The sequence below is a fragment of the Methylobacterium sp. W2 genome, from assembly GCF_020662345.1.
GTDB lineage: Bacteria > Pseudomonadota > Alphaproteobacteria > Rhizobiales > Beijerinckiaceae > Methylobacterium.
The window spans coordinates 31,240-45,632 of sequence record NZ_VMOA01000024.1 but is presented as its reverse complement, the minus strand read 5'-3'; the positions used below and the strand labels follow the sequence as shown (position 1 = coordinate 45,632).

Here is a 14,393-nt window from a genome sequence, read left to right as displayed (position 1 = left end):
GCGGTGAACAGGAAAGCGGATTTCCACCATTCCTTCCTGTGCACAAGCTTGAACCCGACCGGGGCGCCCGAATCAGACCGGCGTGGCGGGCGCAGGCGGCGTATCCTGTGTGCCGAGGCGGCCTTCCAGCGCCGAGACGCGGGCTGCGAGGGCATCGTTCTGGCTGCGCAGCGCCGAAACGAGGTCGCGCAGGACGTCCACCTCCTCGCGCGAGGCGATATCCATGTCGCGGATCAGGCGCTCCACCTGCGCCTTGAACACCGTCTCCGCCTCGCGCTTCACCCCCTGCGCCGCCCCGGCGGCGTCGGTCATCAACCGGGCGAAATCGTCGAACAACCGGTTCGAACCACGGCCCGTGCCGTCCTTAGAGCCTTGCATCGTCGTCTCCCGAGATCGAGGCCCGCGTCGGACATCGCGCCAGCACCTGAGAGGATGAGATAAGAATCGACGGCCCGCGAGGCAATCCGATCCCCGGCCCGTGGGCGAGGAATCGACGATCAGGCGCGCTGGAATGCCGTTCCGCCGGCCCGGATGACACCGTAAAGCCGCCGCGTTGCTCGGCGACGATCCGCCGGACTCAGATCCCGATTCCCGGCGAGGACATGCATGGTCAGGCGACGCGAATTCACCCTTTGCGCAGCCGCCTGGGCGGCGGGGAACTGGCTCGGCGCGGGATGTGCCGCCCGGGCGGAGGGGGCGTTCCGCCAGGACCTCGCCGACCGGTTCGCACAGATCGAGGAGGCGAGCGGCGGGCGGCTCGGGATCGGTCTTCTCGATACCGGCAGCGGCGCCCATGCGGCGCATCGCGGGGACGAGCGCTTCCCCCTATGCAGCACGTTCAAGCTCCTCGCCGCCGGCGCGGTGCTGGCGCGAGTAGACCGGGGCGAGGACAGCCTCGACCGGCGCCTGCGCTACGAGCCGCGCGAGGTCGTGCCGTACTCGCCCCTGAGCGGGCCGAGGGCGGGGGGCGAGGGCATGACCATCGCCGAACTCTGCGAGGCGGCCGTCACCCTGAGCGACAACACCGCCGCCAACCTCCTCCTCGGGACGATGGGCGGTCCCGCCGGGCTCACCGCCCGGATCCGCGCGTTCGGCGATGAGACGAGCCGGCTCGACCGCACCGAGCCCGATCTCAACGAGGCCGCCCCCGGCGATCCGCGCGACACCACCACGCCGCTCGCCATGGCGGAAACGCTCCGGCGCCTCGTCCTCGCGGACGCGCTCTCGCCGGCCTCGCGTGCCCTCCTCATCGCCTGGCTCGTCGGCTGCCGCACCGGCGATGCACGGTTGCGCGCCGGCCTGCCGAAGGACTGGCGCATCGGCGACAAGACCGGATCGGGGGAGAACGACACCGCCAACGACGCCGCCGTGATCTGGCCGCCACGCCGGCCTCCCCTCGTCCTGACGGTCTACCTGACCGGGGCGAGAACATCGCCGGAGGCGCGCAGCGCCACCATCGCGTCGGTGGCCCGGGCCGTCGTCGCCTCCCTGTAAGCGTCCCTTAAGCGCCGATCTGCCAAGCTCGGCCGGAGAACGGATGGCGTGACGATGATCCGGTCGGCTCCGGTGCCGCCTCCTCGTCGCTCGGGAGGACCGGATGATGAGCAGGGGCCGTGAGCATCGCGTCGGCATCGCGCAAGAAAGGGCCGGGGGATCGAGGATCGCCTCGCCTGTCGCACTCGCATTCGGGATCGCCGCCTTGAGCCTCGCCGCCCATCCCGCCCATGGCGCCGACAGGCCGGATTACGACGGCTTCCGCCAGGGCACGTATCTCTCCTATCTCAACGCGGCGGAGGATGGCGCCGAGATGACGCGCTCGCCGCGTCTCGGCCTGTCCTTCGGGGGAGAGGTGCGCCCCGTGCTGATGGATACCGGATCTACCGGCATCGTGGTCTCGGCGAGCCGCATCCCCGGCTTCGAGGCGATGCCGTCGCGGCCGGGGCGGCTCACCTACAGCAGTTCCGGGCGGATCATGATCGGGCGCTGGGTGACGCTGCCGGTCACCCTGGTCGGCCGCAACGAGGCCAGCGTCATCACCGCACCCATCCCGGTCCTCGCGGTGACGCGGATCGACTGCACGGACACGGCCCGCGCCTGTACGCCCGAGACGATGCCCGAGCATGTCGCGATGATGGGCGTCGGCTTCGGGCGGGAGGGCGACGCGCAGAGCCAGAGCACGCCCGACACCAACCCCCTCCTCAACCTCGCGCCCGAGGGCCGGGGAGCTGTCCGGCGGGGCTACGTGGTGACGCGGGCGGGCATCCATGTGGGGCTCACCGGGGCGAATACGCGCGGCGACATCCGCTTCGTGAAGCTCGATCCGCACCCGGACATTCCCGGCGAGTGGCAGGGCGTCCCCGTCTGCATCGCGCTGAACGGGCAGGCGCCCGGTGCCTGCGGCCGGGCGCTCGTCGATACCGGCGTGTCGGTGATGTACCTGACCCCGCCGGGCGAGGCCGTGAACGGTGCCGTCGCCGCCGATGACGACGGCCGGAGCCAACTCCTGCCCGGCACCCGGCTCGGCTTCACTTTCTCCGCACAGGCGGCGGCCTACGACATCGTCGTGGGCGACACGTCCCCCCTCTCCCCGGACAAGGTGACCCTCAACACCCGTCGCCCGGAGCCCTTCGTGAACACGGGCCTGCGCTTCCTCAACGGTTTCGACGTGCTCTACGACGCCGATGGCGGGTATTTCGGGTTTCGCCGGCGATAGAGGCGGCGCGGACGCACTCTTGCGGCCCACACCATTTGCCAAACGTATCCTGGATGCGGGCCCGAAACAGACGTTTACAATTCTAGTCTCGCGATCCCCTTCGAATCCCTCGGCCGAGGCGTCATAAACGGCCACCGGATGGACGAGACATGACGCAGACCACGCCCGCCACGCCCCATATCCTCGTGGTCGAAGACGACCGCGAGATTAGCGCCCTCGTGGCGCGGTACCTGCGCGCCAACGAATGCCGGGTGAGTCTGGCCGGGGACGGGCGCGAGATGGACCGGGCGCTGACGGATGCGCGGGTCGACCTCATCGTCCTCGACCTGATGCTGCCGGGCGAGGACGGGTTGAGCCTGTGCCGGCGCCTGCGGGCGGGATCCTCGATCCCGATCCTGATGCTCACCGCCAAGGCCGAGGAGATCGACCGGATCGTCGGCCTCGAGATCGGCGCGGACGACTACCTCGCTAAGCCCTTCAACCCGCGCGAACTCCTCGCCCGCATCCGCGCGATCCTGCGGCGGGGTGCCGGCACCGAGGCCGCCGGCGACGACGGCGCCCGCCGGCTACGCTTCCTCGACTGGACCCTCGACGTCTCCCTGCGCCAGCTCCTCAGCCCGGACGAGGCCCGCATCACCATCACCGGGGCCGAATTCGACCTCCTCCACGCGCTCTGTCTCCGGCCCGGCCGGGTGCTCTCGCGCGATCAGCTCCTCGACCTGACGCAGGGACGCGCCGCCGGCCCGTTCGAGCGCAGCATCGACGTCCTCATCAGCCGCATCCGCCAGAAGATCGAGGCCGATCCGCGCAATCCCGAGATCATCCGCACCATCCGCTCGGGCGGCTACCTGTTCACGCCGACTGTGACCCGATCATGAGCACTGAGGGGAAGGGCCGCTGGCGCCGCCTCATCGGCCGCCCGCCGCGCAGCATCGCCGGCCAGATCGCGATCCTCAGCGTGGCCGCCATCGTCGTCAGCCATGCGGTAGCGACCCTCGCCTTCTTCCTCCTGCGCGAACCCTGGAATCCGGAGAACCATCCCGGCGTGGCCGCGACACGGCTGGCCACCATCGTGCGCCTCCTCGACGTCGCTCCGCCGGAGGACCGGGCGAGCCTGCTGCGGGACGCGGCGCTCAGCCTGCCCTCCCTCCGGATCCAACCGGCAACGGCGACCTCCGAGCCCCCGGGCACGCTGCCCACCGCCTCCGGGGGCGGACGACCGGACCATCCCATGGTCCGGCGCATGCGCGAGGGGGTCGGCCGCCCGCTCACCATAACCGACCTGTCGCCGCCGGGCCGGAGGGAGCCGGGGAGCGGCATCCGCATCCGCATCCTGACGCCCTCGGGGGCGAGCCTGCAGGCCACCCTGCCGGACGACGACCGGCCGCCCTTCGGCCCCGGCCCGATCGTCTTCACCTTCGTCCTCCTCGGCATCACCCTGTCCCTCATGTCGATCTGGGCGACGCGGGCCCTGACCGCGCCGCTGGCGAAGCTCGCCGAGGCTGCCGACGCCTTCGGCACGGGCATGAACCTCGTGGCCCTGCCCCGGAACGGGCCGAAGGAGGTGGCGGCGGTCTCGCGCGCCCTCGACACCATGCGCGGGCGCGTCCGCCGCCTGATCGACGACCGGACCCAGATGCTGGCGGCGATCAGCCACGACCTGCGGACCCCGATCACCCGCCTGCGCCTGCGGGCCGAGTTCATCGAGGACGACCACGCCCGCACCATGACCCTGCGCGACCTCGACCAGATGAACGGATTGGTGGACGCCGCCCTGTCCTTCATCCGGGACGGCCAGGCGCGCGGCGCCCACAGCCTCGTCGACCTCGCCTCCTTGGTCCAGACCGTGTGTGACGGTTTCACCGATGTCGGCGCCGACGTGCGTCTGGAGCAGACCCGCCACGTCCTCGTGCGCGGCCGGGCGGACGATCTGCAGCGGGCCATCGTCAACCTCGTCGACAATGCGGTGAAGTATGGTGGCTCGGCGCGCCTGACGATGCATCCGTCCGAACAGGGCGTGGCACTGGAAGTGTCCGACGACGGCCCCGGCATTCCCGAGGCCGAGCGCGACGCCATGGTGCAGCCCTTCGTGCGTGGGGACCGGGCTCGGAATCTCGACGAGGCCAGCGGCTTCGGCCTCGGCCTCTCGATCGTGCTCGCCATCGTCGAGGGGCATGGCGGCCGGCTCACCCTGTCGAACAAGGCGCCCCGCGGCCTCGTGGCCCGGATCGACCTGCCCCTCGCGGTCGCTCAAGGAACGCCGCCGCACGCGACCCCGATGCCGAACCATGGAGCCGCCGCACCGGCCGGCGGATGATTCCGGCATCCGGATGTTGCGGAATGCACGCCGAGTGCTTTCTCTCAGAACTCCATGTCGAGTTCTTCGATCTCGTCGGGCTCGGCAGCGGCCGCCTCGGTCCATTCCACCATCAGGGGCCAGGCGAGAATGGTGTCGCGATAGGCCGCGACCTTGCGCGGCAGCGGGACGTCATAGGTCTGGAACCGGGTGCAGACCGGCGCGAACATGGCATCGGCCAAGCTCGGGCGCGTCCCGAACAGGAACGGGCCGTCGTAGCGCGACAGGCAATCCTCGACGATGGTGATGATCCGCTCGATGTCGCCCCGGGCTCCGTTGAAGATCTTGAAATCGGTGTGACGGGCTTTGAGGTTCATCGGCAGCGCCGAGCGCAGGTTGATGAACCCGCCATGCATCTCGCCCGAGATCGAGCGGCAGCGCGCCCGGGCCACGGGATCCTTCGGCAGGAAGCCCGCATCGGGATAGGTCTCGTTGAGATACTGGGCGAGCGCCAGGGTGTCCCAGACCTCGATCTCGCCATGGACGAGGCGGGGCACGAGGAAGGACGGCGACAGGTGCAATAACTCGGCCCGCGTGGATGCGTCGTCGCCGGACAGGACTTCGACCTCGAAATCGAGCCCGGCCATGCGGCAGACCAGCCACCCCCGGAGCGACCACGAGGAGTAGTTCCGGCTCGAGATCGTGAGCGTGGCGACCGGCATGTCCATCCCCTGTTGTCGTTATCCCCGAATGTCCATGGAGTTCTCGGCCCGGGATGGGCCGGGGACATCCAAGTCTCGTGCCGCGCCGCGCCACCACCCGCCGTGAGAGATAAACCTTTCCTGTTACGGGGATGGGACAGTGGTGCATTCTCACAACATTTATTACAGATCGTATTGTGAGCCGATTGCGTTGTGCGCAACCGTGGCTCAGCCTAGTGGGCCGTGAACGACCGTCCGGAGACGATCCGGCAGCCGTGCACGACACAGCGAATGGTTCGCTACCCGATCGTTCGCGCAGGAGTTCGAGCTTCATGCTCTACGATGCCTTCGAAGTGCAGTCCGACCTCGCCCAGCGCACCCGTTCCTGGGGCAAGCTCGTCCACGATGCCGTATCGCCCTGGGTCGGTACCGGGAACGCGGCGCCGATGAACTGGTGGTCGGCCGGCGCCCGGATGATGATGCGCGCCGGGCTGACCTTCGCCCGCCCCGCCTTCGGCATCGACAGCATCCGGGTCGGCAACCGCGAGGTTCCGGTCACCGAGGAGGCGACGTTCTCGACTCCGTTCGGGACGCTGCTGCGCTTCCGGAAGGACATCGATACCGAGCAGCCCAAGGTGCTTGTGGTAGCGCCGCTCTCGGGCCATTTCGCCACGCTGCTGCGCGGCACGGTGCGCACCCTGCTCGCCGATCACGACGTCTACATCACCGACTGGCACAATGCCCGCGACGTGCCCTTGGCCGACGGCCCGTTCGGGTTCGACGATTACGTGGATCACCTGGTGCAGTTTCTCGGCGCGATGGGCGAGGGCTCGCACGTGGTGGCGGTCTGCCAGCCGGCGGTGCAAGCGCTCGCCGCCGCCGCCGTCATGGCGCAGTCGAAGGACATCGCGCCTCCGCGCAGCATGACGCTCATGGCCGGGCCGGTGGATTGCCGCATCAGCCCCACCTCGGTGAACAAGCTCGCCACCTCGAAGCCGATCGCGTGGTTCGAGAAGAACCTCATCGCCACCGTGCCCAAGCGCCATGCGGGGGCGGGCCGACGGGTCTATCCGGGCTTCATGCAGGTCTCGGCCTTCGTCTCGATGAATGCCAAGCGCCACCAGCAGAGCCATGCCGACCTGTTCTGGCATTTCGCCAACGGCGAGACCGACAAGGCCAACCAGATCGAGACCTTCTACGACGAATATTTCGCCGTCCTCGACCTCGCGGCAGAGTTCTACATCGAGACGGTCCGGACGGTGTTCCAGGATTACACCCTCGCCAAGAACGAGCTGACCTATCGCGGCAACCCCGTCGACATGCGCTCCATCCGCAGGACCGCGCTGATGACCGTGGAGGGCGAGCGCGACGACATCTGCGCCGTCGGCCAGACCATGGCGGCGCACGATCTCTGCAGCAGCCTCCCCCCGCATATGAAGAGCCACCACCTCCAGGCGGGCGTCGGCCATTACGGCGTCTTCACCGGCCGCAAGTGGGAGGGACAGACCTACCCGCTCGTACGCAACTTCATCCAATCGCACGCATGAGGATGCGCGTCCGGCTCAGGATTTAGCCGAGAGCGGTTGGAACTCGTGTCCGCTTGGTGTATGAGCCTGCCCCAAGTGAGTTTTCAGCGTCGATTCGAGACCGTCACACACAGGTCCCTCCCTGGAGCGATCCAGGGTATGGGGCTATTGGCGGTTTGCCCTCGTCGGACAGGCGGGGGCGTTCGGAGAGGGCGCCGTCCGACAACCATACGTCTCTAAAGGATCAAGTCCGTTGCAGGTACTCGTTCGCGACAATAACGTCGACCAGGCACTCCGCGTTCTCAAGAAGAAGATGCAGCGCGAAGGCATCTTCCGCGAGATGAAGCAGCGCAAGGCTTACGAGAAGCCCTCCGTGCGCAAGGCACGCGAGAAGGCCGAGGCTGTCCGCCGCGCCCGCAAGCAGGCTCGCAAGACCGCCATCCGTGAGGGCCTGATCGCTGCTCCGAAGCCGAAGCCCCGTTTCGGCGCCGGTGCGCCGCGTCGTCCGGGCGGCTCGCCCTTCGCTCCGAGCGCCGCTCCCTCGACCAACGTCGCTTCGTAAGGCTGCGCGGCCGGTCTTGCACCGGCCGTCCTTCGATCTTGTCACCGACGCCCGGCCGCGGAAGCGGCGCGGGCGTCGTGTCGTTTCAGGCGATGCCCACGGCAGCGGACGCGTGCTCCGCCTCCACCAGCACGTCGAGGGCGCGCCAGGGCTTCTGCATGTAGACCGCCTGTTCGGGCAGACGGCCGGTGCTGCGCTCGTCGTAGCCCGAGGTCAGGACCATCCGTACGTCGGGCCAGCGCCGCTCCACCGTCCGCGCCAGGGCGATGCCGTCCATGGCCCCGCCGAGGCGCACATCGGCGAACAGCAAGGCGACGTTCATGCCCTTGCGCTCGAGAACGCCGATGGCCGCCTCGGCGCTGTCACAGGCGATGACGTCGAGATCGGTCTCTTCGAGAATGGCGGTGGCGAGGTCGCGGACCGCCGCATCGTCCTCCACCACGAGGGCGACGGGGCCATCGCTCTGAGCCCGCGATGCAGCGCCGTCGGTCGAGCGGATTGTGCGATCCATGAGGTCACTTTCCAAGGAATGAGGCCAGGCACGATGCCGGCCCTGCGGGGCGTCGTGCGCCCGGTCGATGATTCGATGATGTCGAGGCTGCCCCGCCGGGCCGGGATCGGCAAGGGTGCCATCCGACGCCACGGCCATGCGCTTTCCGCAACGAAAGATCGGGAACCGCCTCAAAGCGGGCGTGGTGACCGTCTATGATCCCGGCATGCACGAAATCGGGCGCGTCTGCGCATCGCCTGCGCAGACGCACAAGGTTCAGGCATGCTGCAATGCATTAACGATCTGTTCACCGCGAAAGATCGAATGTTACAGTTCAACGACCGTCAAGCTGGATCATGGAACGGTTTCTGTTTCCCGATCCGGGGAGGGGTGCCGAAACAGGGGGTTGTTGCTCAGTCATGTGCCGCTTTCTCGCCTATAGCGGTGATCCGGTCTTCCTGACCGATCTCGTCTGCGCCCCGACGCACTCGCTGGTGCATCAGTCGCTGCACGCCACCGAGGCGAAGACGGAGACCAACGGCGACGGTTTCGGCATCGGCTGGTACGGCGAGCGGGCCGATCCGGGCCAATATCGCGACGTCTGCCCGGCCTGGTCGGACGAAAATCTCGTCAACCTCTGCCAGCAGGTCCGCGCGCGGATGTTCTTCGCCCATGTCCGCGCCTCCACCGGCACGGCCACCACGCGGGCGAACTGCCATCCCTTCGCCCATGGCCGGCACCTGTTCATGCATAACGGCCAGATCGGCGGCTATCACCGCATCAAGCGGCGGATCGAAGCCCTGATCCCGGACGCGCTCTACGAAGCGCGGCGCGGCACCACCGATTCCGAGGCGATCTTCCTCCTGGCCCTGGCCAATGGCCTCGCCGAAGACCCGATCGGCGCCATGGCCGAGACCCTCTCCACGGTCCGCGACCTGATGCAGGCGGCCAGCATCACCGAAGCCCTGCGCTTCACCTCCGTCGTCACCGACGGGGAGACCCTGACCGCCTATCGCTGGGCCTGCGACGGCCGCCCGCCGAGCCTGTACTACCGCCAGACCGAGACCGGCCTCGTGGTGGTCTCCGAGCCCATCGACGATTGCAAGGAGGGCTGGATCGTGATCCCGCGCGGCGGCACGCTGCAGGCCACGCGCGGCGGCACGGTGACGGTGAAGGGCGCCGACGAGGCGCGGGTCCGCATCGCGGCCTGAGACCGCCCCCGAGGGTTGCGACACGAAGGGTTGCGGCGCTGGCGCGAAGGGCGGACAACCCATGCTCCTTCGAGAGCGTGAGCCGCCGATGAACTATCCGGACGTGACCCTTCACATCGCCGGCGCCTGGACGCCGGGTTCCGACGCGCGGACGATCCCCGTCCTCAACCCCGCCACCGGCGACGCCATCGGCACCGTGGCGGTGGCGACGCGCAACGATCTCGACCGTGCCCTCGAGGCCGCCCGTCGCGGATTCGCCGAATGGCGCAGGGTCGCGGCCTTCGATCGCGCCAAGGTGATGCGGCGGGCCGCCGATCTGCTCCGCGCGCGTGTCGACGCCATCGCCCGGACGATGACCCTGGAACAGGGCAAGCCGCTGGCCGAGGCGCGGGTGGAGACGCTTGCCGCCGCCGACGTCATCGACTGGTTCGCCGAGGAAGGGAAACGTGCCTACGGCCGCATCATCCCCGCCCGCGTGCCGGGCGTGACCCAGATGGTTCTACGCGAGCCGGTGGGGCCCGTCGCCGCCTTCACGCCCTGGAACTTCCCGATCAACCAGGCGGTCCGCAAGCTGTCGGCGGCGCTCTGCACAGGCTGCTCGGTGATCCTGAAGGGGCCGGAGGATACGCCGGCGAGCTGCGCCGAACTCATCCGCGCCTTCCTTGATGCCGGGGTGCCGGGTGACGTGCTGTCCCTGGTCTTCGGCGATCCGGCGGAGATCTCGTCCTACCTGATCCCGCATCCGGTCATCGCCAAGATCTCGTTCACCGGCTCCACTCTGGTGGGCAAGGAGCTCGCGGCTTTGGCCGGGCGCCACATGAAGCGCGTCACCATGGAGCTCGGCGGCCACGCCCCCGCCCTGGTCTTCGGCGACGCAGACGTGGAGAAGGCCGTCTCGGTGCTCGGCGCCAACAAATTCCGCAATGCCGGGCAGGTCTGCGTCGCTCCGACTCGCTTCCTCATCCACGATTCCGTCTACGACCGCTTCGTCGAGGGATTCGTGGCGCATGCACGAAGTCTCAGGGTCGGCGACGGGCTCGATCCCGAGACCCAGATGGGGCCGCTGATTCATGCCCGCCGGCGCGAGGCGATGGAATCCTTGGTGGCCGACGCCGTGGCGCAGGGCGCGGAACTCCGCACTGGCGGCAAGCGCATCGGCAACCGCGGCCATTTCTTCGAACCGACCGTGCTCGCCGAGACCCCGCTCACCGCGCGTATCATGAACGAGGAGCCTTTCGGCCCCGTGGCCCTGGTCCAGCGCTTCTCCGACGACGACGCCGCCTTCGCCGAGGCGAACCGGCTGCCCTATGGTCTGGCCGCCTATGCCTATACGCGCTCGGCCGCCCGCGCGACGGAGATCGCCGCCCGGGTCGAGAGCGGCATGCTCGGCATCAACCATCACGGCCTCGCCTTCCCCGAAACCCCCTTCGGCGGCATCAAGGATTCCGGCTACGGCAGCGAGGGCGGCTCGGAGGCGATCGAGGCTTATCTGACAACAAAATTCGTGAGCCAGACGAGCGTCTGAACACCCGCATTCGGTCGGCTCGACAAGCAAAACGCTCCATGGGGCAGACCCCATGGAGCGCTGATGCACGCCTTTGCTCCGGCCCTACTCACGGGAGCTGCTTTAGCGGGTCGCAGGGTCGACGATCTCGGCGACGATGCGCCGGGTCGCGGGAGCACGCGAGGTCAGGGACGGCGTGGTGGTGAGCTCGGAGGCCGGACGCACGGCAGCCGTGACGCGGGCCTGCTCCCGATAGAGGGTAGGGGTGACGGTGATGCGCTCGTCGGCGGTCGCAGTACCAACCAGGGTGGCGGAGGCGAGAGCGGCGAGGACAAGGCTACGAACGGTCATGACGAGGATCCCTCAGGTGTTCCGGGGCCGATGCCCCGTTGCATGAGAGGGATATATTTTGCGGCGCACCATTCATCAAACAGATACGATCGATAGTCGATATCGATAAAATCAATGCCATTGAGCCGATGAGGCTATGCGGTTGGTCGCGACGCGAGCCCTTTCGATCCGATGCCTTTGCCCGACAGCGCGAGGCAGGATGGATCGTCTCACCCTGTCTCGTCATCGGTTGGGCTTGTCGCTCCACCACGGTTCCGGAACTATGTCCGGAGGCCGAGGCGAATCGTCCAAAGAGTTGAGGAACGCCGGCTACCCGCGATGAGGGGGAGCTTCGACGTCGTTCTCAGCCCTGCCATCAATAGGTAGGGGCATCGACCCGTGCGCCCCAGACGTTGAGCGTGCGGATTGCCGGCACAGACGCGGAGCCCGCATTCTCATTGCCCGCCTTGGCGGATGCGTAGGACCGCTTCGGCGTGAGCGAAGCGGTGGTCGACTCGTTGGTGGGGGGGACGGTCGCGGCCGCTTGCGGGCCGGGGACAGTGAAGCGATGGCCCCAGGCGTCGAACGACCTCGCCGGCTCGGCCTTGGCAGGAACGATCGCGGCTGCGACGCCGGCGAGGATGGTGGCGGTGATGAAGGTGGAGCGAGCGGTCATGGTCTATTGTCCTGCGTGGTGAGCCTTCGTCGGGGTTGGGTCTCTGGTGACCCGACGCCTCGGCCGGTTGTGATAACGTTGATATAAACTCATTATCGCAGACTGCGGTGCGCGTTCACACATAGATTGATATCAATGCTATTTCCGTGGGATCTCGGCCGGCTCGGGCTGTACAAAACCTGCGGAGCCGCTATTTGGTTGGTATCAACGCTCCCGAGGAACGTCCCATGACCGGACATCCGGTCCTCACCCCGAAGATCGCGGCCGGGGTCGAACAAGCCTGCTTCAGCTTCGCGGCTCAGAAGGCGGCGCGCGCCATCGGCCGTCGCTATGACGCGGCGCTCCGTCCCACCGGCCTCTCGAACTGGCAGTTCACACTGCTGATGATGCTCGTCCGCGACGAAGCTCCGACCATCGGCGCGTTGGCGCAGGCCCTGTCCATGGATCGCACGACCATCACCGCCAACGTGAAGCCCCTGGAACGGCGCGGACTTCTGACGATCGAGGCCGATGCGGACGACCGGCGCGTGAGACGCATCCTGCTCACCGATGAGGGGCACGCGGTCCTGGCCGAGGCGTACCCGCTCTGGGAAAAGGCGCAAGCCGCTTGCGCCGAGCATCTCGGCGCGATCGATCGGACCGTCTACCGCGCCGCCGTGGCCGCGCTCACGATGTGACCAGGTTCGGCCAGGCCCTCGGGGCGTATCGCGCCCAGAGATCTTCCCACTTTGCTCGAGACATTCGCGAGGCGTGGAAGACCGGTGTTCCTCAGTATCGCACCGTCGCCCGCACTCCGAACACGGCCGCGTTCTTGATCCGGGCGCCATCGGGATCGCGCGGATTGGGCACGCCGCCGCTCGGGCGGAAGATGTACTGGATGTCCGGCTGCACCGTGACGCCGGGTCCGAGGACAGCCTGATAGGTCGCCTCGATCACGGCCTCGCTGCTCCGACGGGGTCCGCTTGCGCCGCCGAAGCGGATCACATCGGTGTCGAACCCTCGGGCGCTGTCCGAGATCCGCGCGATGGCGAAGGCGACCCCGACCGTGTCGTCGGAGCGTCCCTTGAAGAGGCCCTTATAGGCGATGCCGGCATCGGCGTAGAAATCCATGATGTTGCGGTCGGAGGGCGCCCCCGAGAGGCGCACGAACACGCTGGCGCCGTCGTTGGGATCGTCGGGTTCGCGGTAGATGGTCTGGTCGATGATGCCGTAGAGGCCGCTGTCGCCCCGGAAGCGCCGGGCGATACCGGTGGTGGACGGGTCGGCCAGCGATCGCCCTGCCGTGTCGAAGCGCTGGCTATCGAACCGGCCGAAATGGTGCCAGCCCCCCAGCGTCACCGTGCCGGGATCGCCGATATCGCCCTGCGCGATGTTGTAGGCGTAGGCGGCCTCCGCGATGACCAAAGCGGGATCGTTGGTGCGGAAATTCGTGCCGGTGCGGTTGCGGCGCTGCGGATCGAGATCACTGGGGTAAGGCCCCGCCGGATCGCCGTCGAAGATGCCGACCTGCAGGGAGAAGTTCTGGTTGGGCACGTATTTCGCGCGGACCGCCGGCACCGCCAGGGGATAGATCGGCCCGCCGCTCGGCAGCACCTCGGCCATGATGTTGGGCCAGCCGAAGGTGGAGTTGATGAACAGCGTGCCGGTCTGGCTCACCGCGAACTCGGTATCGGCCGCGATCTGACCCACTTTCAGCCCGAACTGCCCGTCGAACAGCTTCTGCTCCAGCCAGAGTTCGTAGAGCCGCGAGGCGGGCAGCGCCTCGATGGCGCTCACCGTGATGAAGTTGTTGACGTAGTAGCGCGACAGGCCGGTGCCGTGGATGAGGTAGAGGTTGGTGTGGAACGCCGCCCCCTGCCAGCCCACCAGCTTTTCGAGGTCGGCATCGAACTGAACGTCGAGGCGTCCCTCGACGATGGCGCCGCGCCGCGCGCCGCCCGTCGCGTTGCCAAAACTCTCGCCGATATAGGTGAGGCTGTATTCGATGCCTTTGGTCTTGAGGAACGAGCGCAGGCCGTAGGGATCGCCATAGGGGCCGAGCTGATCCTGGATCGAGGTGTTGAGGTTGGCCGACGGCTTGGCCGAGGTCACCGACTGCGCCACCGACGTCTGCGGATCGCCGCCGGCGCCGCGGGCTGACCCGATGTCGAGACCTTCCAGAGCCAGACGTGCCTGCCGCGCCGCAATCTCGGCGGCGGTCTGGGCATGGGCTCCCGAAGCGGCAAGGCCCGACAACAGGGCTACGGCGGTCGCGAGAGGAAACGAGCGGAGCATCATCCCTCGGAAGAAGAGCCTGTCCCAGGGCGGCCGCCCCCCTGCCCGTGCTCTATCATGGAGAGCATGACAGAGCTGCAACCGAGCCGAGGGAGCGGGGCGGCCGGGGG

Annotated in this window: 15 protein-coding genes; 9 read left to right on the top strand and 6 right to left on the bottom strand. The window is 68.1% G+C overall.

Translation table 11 applies throughout. The features are described 5' to 3' along the window. Nucleotides 1-72 precede the first annotated feature (72 nt). Nucleotides 73-378 carry an accessory factor UbiK family protein gene (locus tag FPV16_RS14635; protein ID WP_056258921.1) on the bottom strand — a complete coding sequence of 102 codons (306 nt, stop codon included), beginning with the start codon at nucleotides 376-378 and terminating at the stop codon, nucleotides 73-75. 228 nt (nucleotides 379-606) lie between these two features. Between FPV16_RS14635 and bla the strand changes: the two genes are divergently transcribed. The 4 genes from bla to FPV16_RS14615 all read left to right on the top strand — a co-directional run bounded on the left by bla (nucleotide 607) and on the right by FPV16_RS14615 (nucleotide 5,030). Next, nucleotides 607-1,494, top strand: a complete 888-nt coding sequence (bla, locus tag FPV16_RS14630; protein WP_227439128.1) for a class A beta-lactamase — start codon at nucleotides 607-609, stop codon at nucleotides 1,492-1,494. A 103-nt stretch (nucleotides 1,495-1,597) separates the two neighbouring features. Continuing rightward, the gene (locus FPV16_RS14625) at nucleotides 1,598-2,713 is read left to right on the top strand and encodes a hypothetical protein (RefSeq protein WP_227439127.1); all 1,116 of its coding nucleotides are present in this window, start codon (nucleotides 1,598-1,600) and stop codon (nucleotides 2,711-2,713) included. Between the two features lie 149 nt (nucleotides 2,714-2,862). Further along, nucleotides 2,863-3,591 (top strand): response regulator, encoded by a 729-nt coding sequence (locus FPV16_RS14620; RefSeq protein ID WP_227439126.1) that lies wholly within the window; start codon nucleotides 2,863-2,865, stop codon nucleotides 3,589-3,591. Then, the gene (locus FPV16_RS14615; protein ID WP_227439125.1) at nucleotides 3,588-5,030 is read left to right on the top strand and encodes an ATP-binding protein; all 1,443 of its coding nucleotides are present in this window, start codon (nucleotides 3,588-3,590) and stop codon (nucleotides 5,028-5,030) included. The genes FPV16_RS14620 and FPV16_RS14615 overlap by 4 nt, the downstream gene beginning before the upstream one ends. A 44-nt stretch (nucleotides 5,031-5,074) precedes the next feature. Here the strand turns inward: FPV16_RS14615 and FPV16_RS14610 are convergent, their stop codons facing one another. Then, nucleotides 5,075-5,731, bottom strand: a complete 657-nt coding sequence (locus tag FPV16_RS14610; protein ID WP_227439124.1) for a glutathione S-transferase family protein — start codon at nucleotides 5,729-5,731, stop codon at nucleotides 5,075-5,077. Nucleotides 5,732-6,042: 311 nt separating this feature from the next. Here FPV16_RS14610 and FPV16_RS14605 point away from each other — a divergent pair, with 311 nt between their 5' ends. Together FPV16_RS14605 and rpsU are read left to right on the top strand one after the other, a co-directional pair. After that, nucleotides 6,043-7,257: a polyhydroxyalkanoate depolymerase gene (locus FPV16_RS14605; protein ID WP_227439123.1), complete on the top strand. Its 1,215-nt coding sequence runs from the start codon at nucleotides 6,043-6,045 to the stop codon at nucleotides 7,255-7,257. Between the two features lie 232 nt (nucleotides 7,258-7,489). Further along, entirely contained in the window at nucleotides 7,490-7,798 is a 309-nt protein-coding gene (gene rpsU, locus FPV16_RS14600; protein ID WP_018045519.1) for a 30S ribosomal protein S21, read from the top strand. Between the two features lie 85 nt (nucleotides 7,799-7,883). Here the strand turns inward: rpsU and FPV16_RS14595 are convergent, their stop codons facing one another. After that, nucleotides 7,884-8,309, bottom strand: coding sequence for a response regulator (locus FPV16_RS14595; RefSeq protein ID WP_227439122.1), 426 nt, complete (start codon nucleotides 8,307-8,309; stop codon nucleotides 7,884-7,886). A gap of 398 nt (nucleotides 8,310-8,707) precedes the next feature. Between FPV16_RS14595 and FPV16_RS14590 the strand changes: the two genes are divergently transcribed. Both FPV16_RS14590 and FPV16_RS14585 read left to right on the top strand, forming a co-directional pair. Further along, nucleotides 8,708-9,499 (top strand): class II glutamine amidotransferase, encoded by a 792-nt coding sequence (locus FPV16_RS14590; protein WP_227439121.1) that lies wholly within the window; start codon nucleotides 8,708-8,710, stop codon nucleotides 9,497-9,499. A gap of 88 nt (nucleotides 9,500-9,587) precedes the next feature. Further along, nucleotides 9,588-11,024: an NAD-dependent succinate-semialdehyde dehydrogenase gene (locus FPV16_RS14585; RefSeq protein WP_227439120.1), complete on the top strand. Its 1,437-nt coding sequence runs from the start codon at nucleotides 9,588-9,590 to the stop codon at nucleotides 11,022-11,024. A 102-nt stretch (nucleotides 11,025-11,126) separates the two neighbouring features. Here the strand turns inward: FPV16_RS14585 and FPV16_RS14580 are convergent, their stop codons facing one another. Both FPV16_RS14580 and FPV16_RS14575 read right to left on the bottom strand, forming a co-directional pair. Next, entirely contained in the window at nucleotides 11,127-11,354 is a 228-nt protein-coding gene (locus tag FPV16_RS14580) for a hypothetical protein (protein ID WP_082470407.1), read from the bottom strand. 355 nt (nucleotides 11,355-11,709) lie between these two features. Next, nucleotides 11,710-12,009, bottom strand: a complete 300-nt coding sequence (locus FPV16_RS14575; protein ID WP_227439119.1) for a hypothetical protein — start codon at nucleotides 12,007-12,009, stop codon at nucleotides 11,710-11,712. 227 nt (nucleotides 12,010-12,236) lie between these two features. Here FPV16_RS14575 and FPV16_RS14570 point away from each other — a divergent pair, with 227 nt between their 5' ends. Then, nucleotides 12,237-12,686, top strand: coding sequence for a MarR family winged helix-turn-helix transcriptional regulator (locus FPV16_RS14570; protein WP_227439118.1), 450 nt, complete (start codon nucleotides 12,237-12,239; stop codon nucleotides 12,684-12,686). 91 nt (nucleotides 12,687-12,777) lie between these two features. On the opposite strand, the gene FPV16_RS14565 is transcribed toward FPV16_RS14570, so the two are convergent. Further along, nucleotides 12,778-14,286: a carbohydrate porin gene (locus tag FPV16_RS14565; protein ID WP_227439117.1), complete on the bottom strand. Its 1,509-nt coding sequence runs from the start codon at nucleotides 14,284-14,286 to the stop codon at nucleotides 12,778-12,780. Between the last annotated feature and the right edge of the window lie 107 nt (nucleotides 14,287-14,393).

Coding starts and splice junctions, on each gene's coding strand:
- FPV16_RS14565 (WP_227439117.1), bottom strand. CDS start 14,286: ATGATGCTCCGCTCGTTTCCTCTCGCGACCGCCGTAGCCCTGTTGTCG.
- FPV16_RS14575 (WP_227439119.1), bottom strand. CDS start 12,009: ATGACCGCTCGCTCCACCTTCATCACCGCCACCATCCTCGCCGGCGTC.
- FPV16_RS14595 (WP_227439122.1), bottom strand. CDS start 8,309: ATGGATCGCACAATCCGCTCGACCGACGGCGCTGCATCGCGGGCTCAG.
- FPV16_RS14580 (WP_082470407.1), bottom strand. CDS start 11,354: ATGACCGTTCGTAGCCTTGTCCTCGCCGCTCTCGCCTCCGCCACCCTG.
- FPV16_RS14620 (WP_227439126.1), top strand. CDS start 2,863: ATGACGCAGACCACGCCCGCCACGCCCCATATCCTCGTGGTCGAAGAC.
- bla (WP_227439128.1), top strand. CDS start 607: ATGGTCAGGCGACGCGAATTCACCCTTTGCGCAGCCGCCTGGGCGGCG.
- FPV16_RS14635 (WP_056258921.1), bottom strand. CDS start 378: ATGCAAGGCTCTAAGGACGGCACGGGCCGTGGTTCGAACCGGTTGTTC.
- FPV16_RS14610 (WP_227439124.1), bottom strand. CDS start 5,731: ATGCCGGTCGCCACGCTCACGATCTCGAGCCGGAACTACTCCTCGTGG.
- FPV16_RS14615 (WP_227439125.1), top strand. CDS start 3,588: ATGAGCACTGAGGGGAAGGGCCGCTGGCGCCGCCTCATCGGCCGCCCG.
- FPV16_RS14625 (WP_227439127.1), top strand. CDS start 1,598: ATGATGAGCAGGGGCCGTGAGCATCGCGTCGGCATCGCGCAAGAAAGG.
- FPV16_RS14605 (WP_227439123.1), top strand. CDS start 6,043: ATGCTCTACGATGCCTTCGAAGTGCAGTCCGACCTCGCCCAGCGCACC.
- FPV16_RS14590 (WP_227439121.1), top strand. CDS start 8,708: ATGTGCCGCTTTCTCGCCTATAGCGGTGATCCGGTCTTCCTGACCGAT.
- FPV16_RS14585 (WP_227439120.1), top strand. CDS start 9,588: ATGAACTATCCGGACGTGACCCTTCACATCGCCGGCGCCTGGACGCCG.
- FPV16_RS14570 (WP_227439118.1), top strand. CDS start 12,237: ATGACCGGACATCCGGTCCTCACCCCGAAGATCGCGGCCGGGGTCGAA.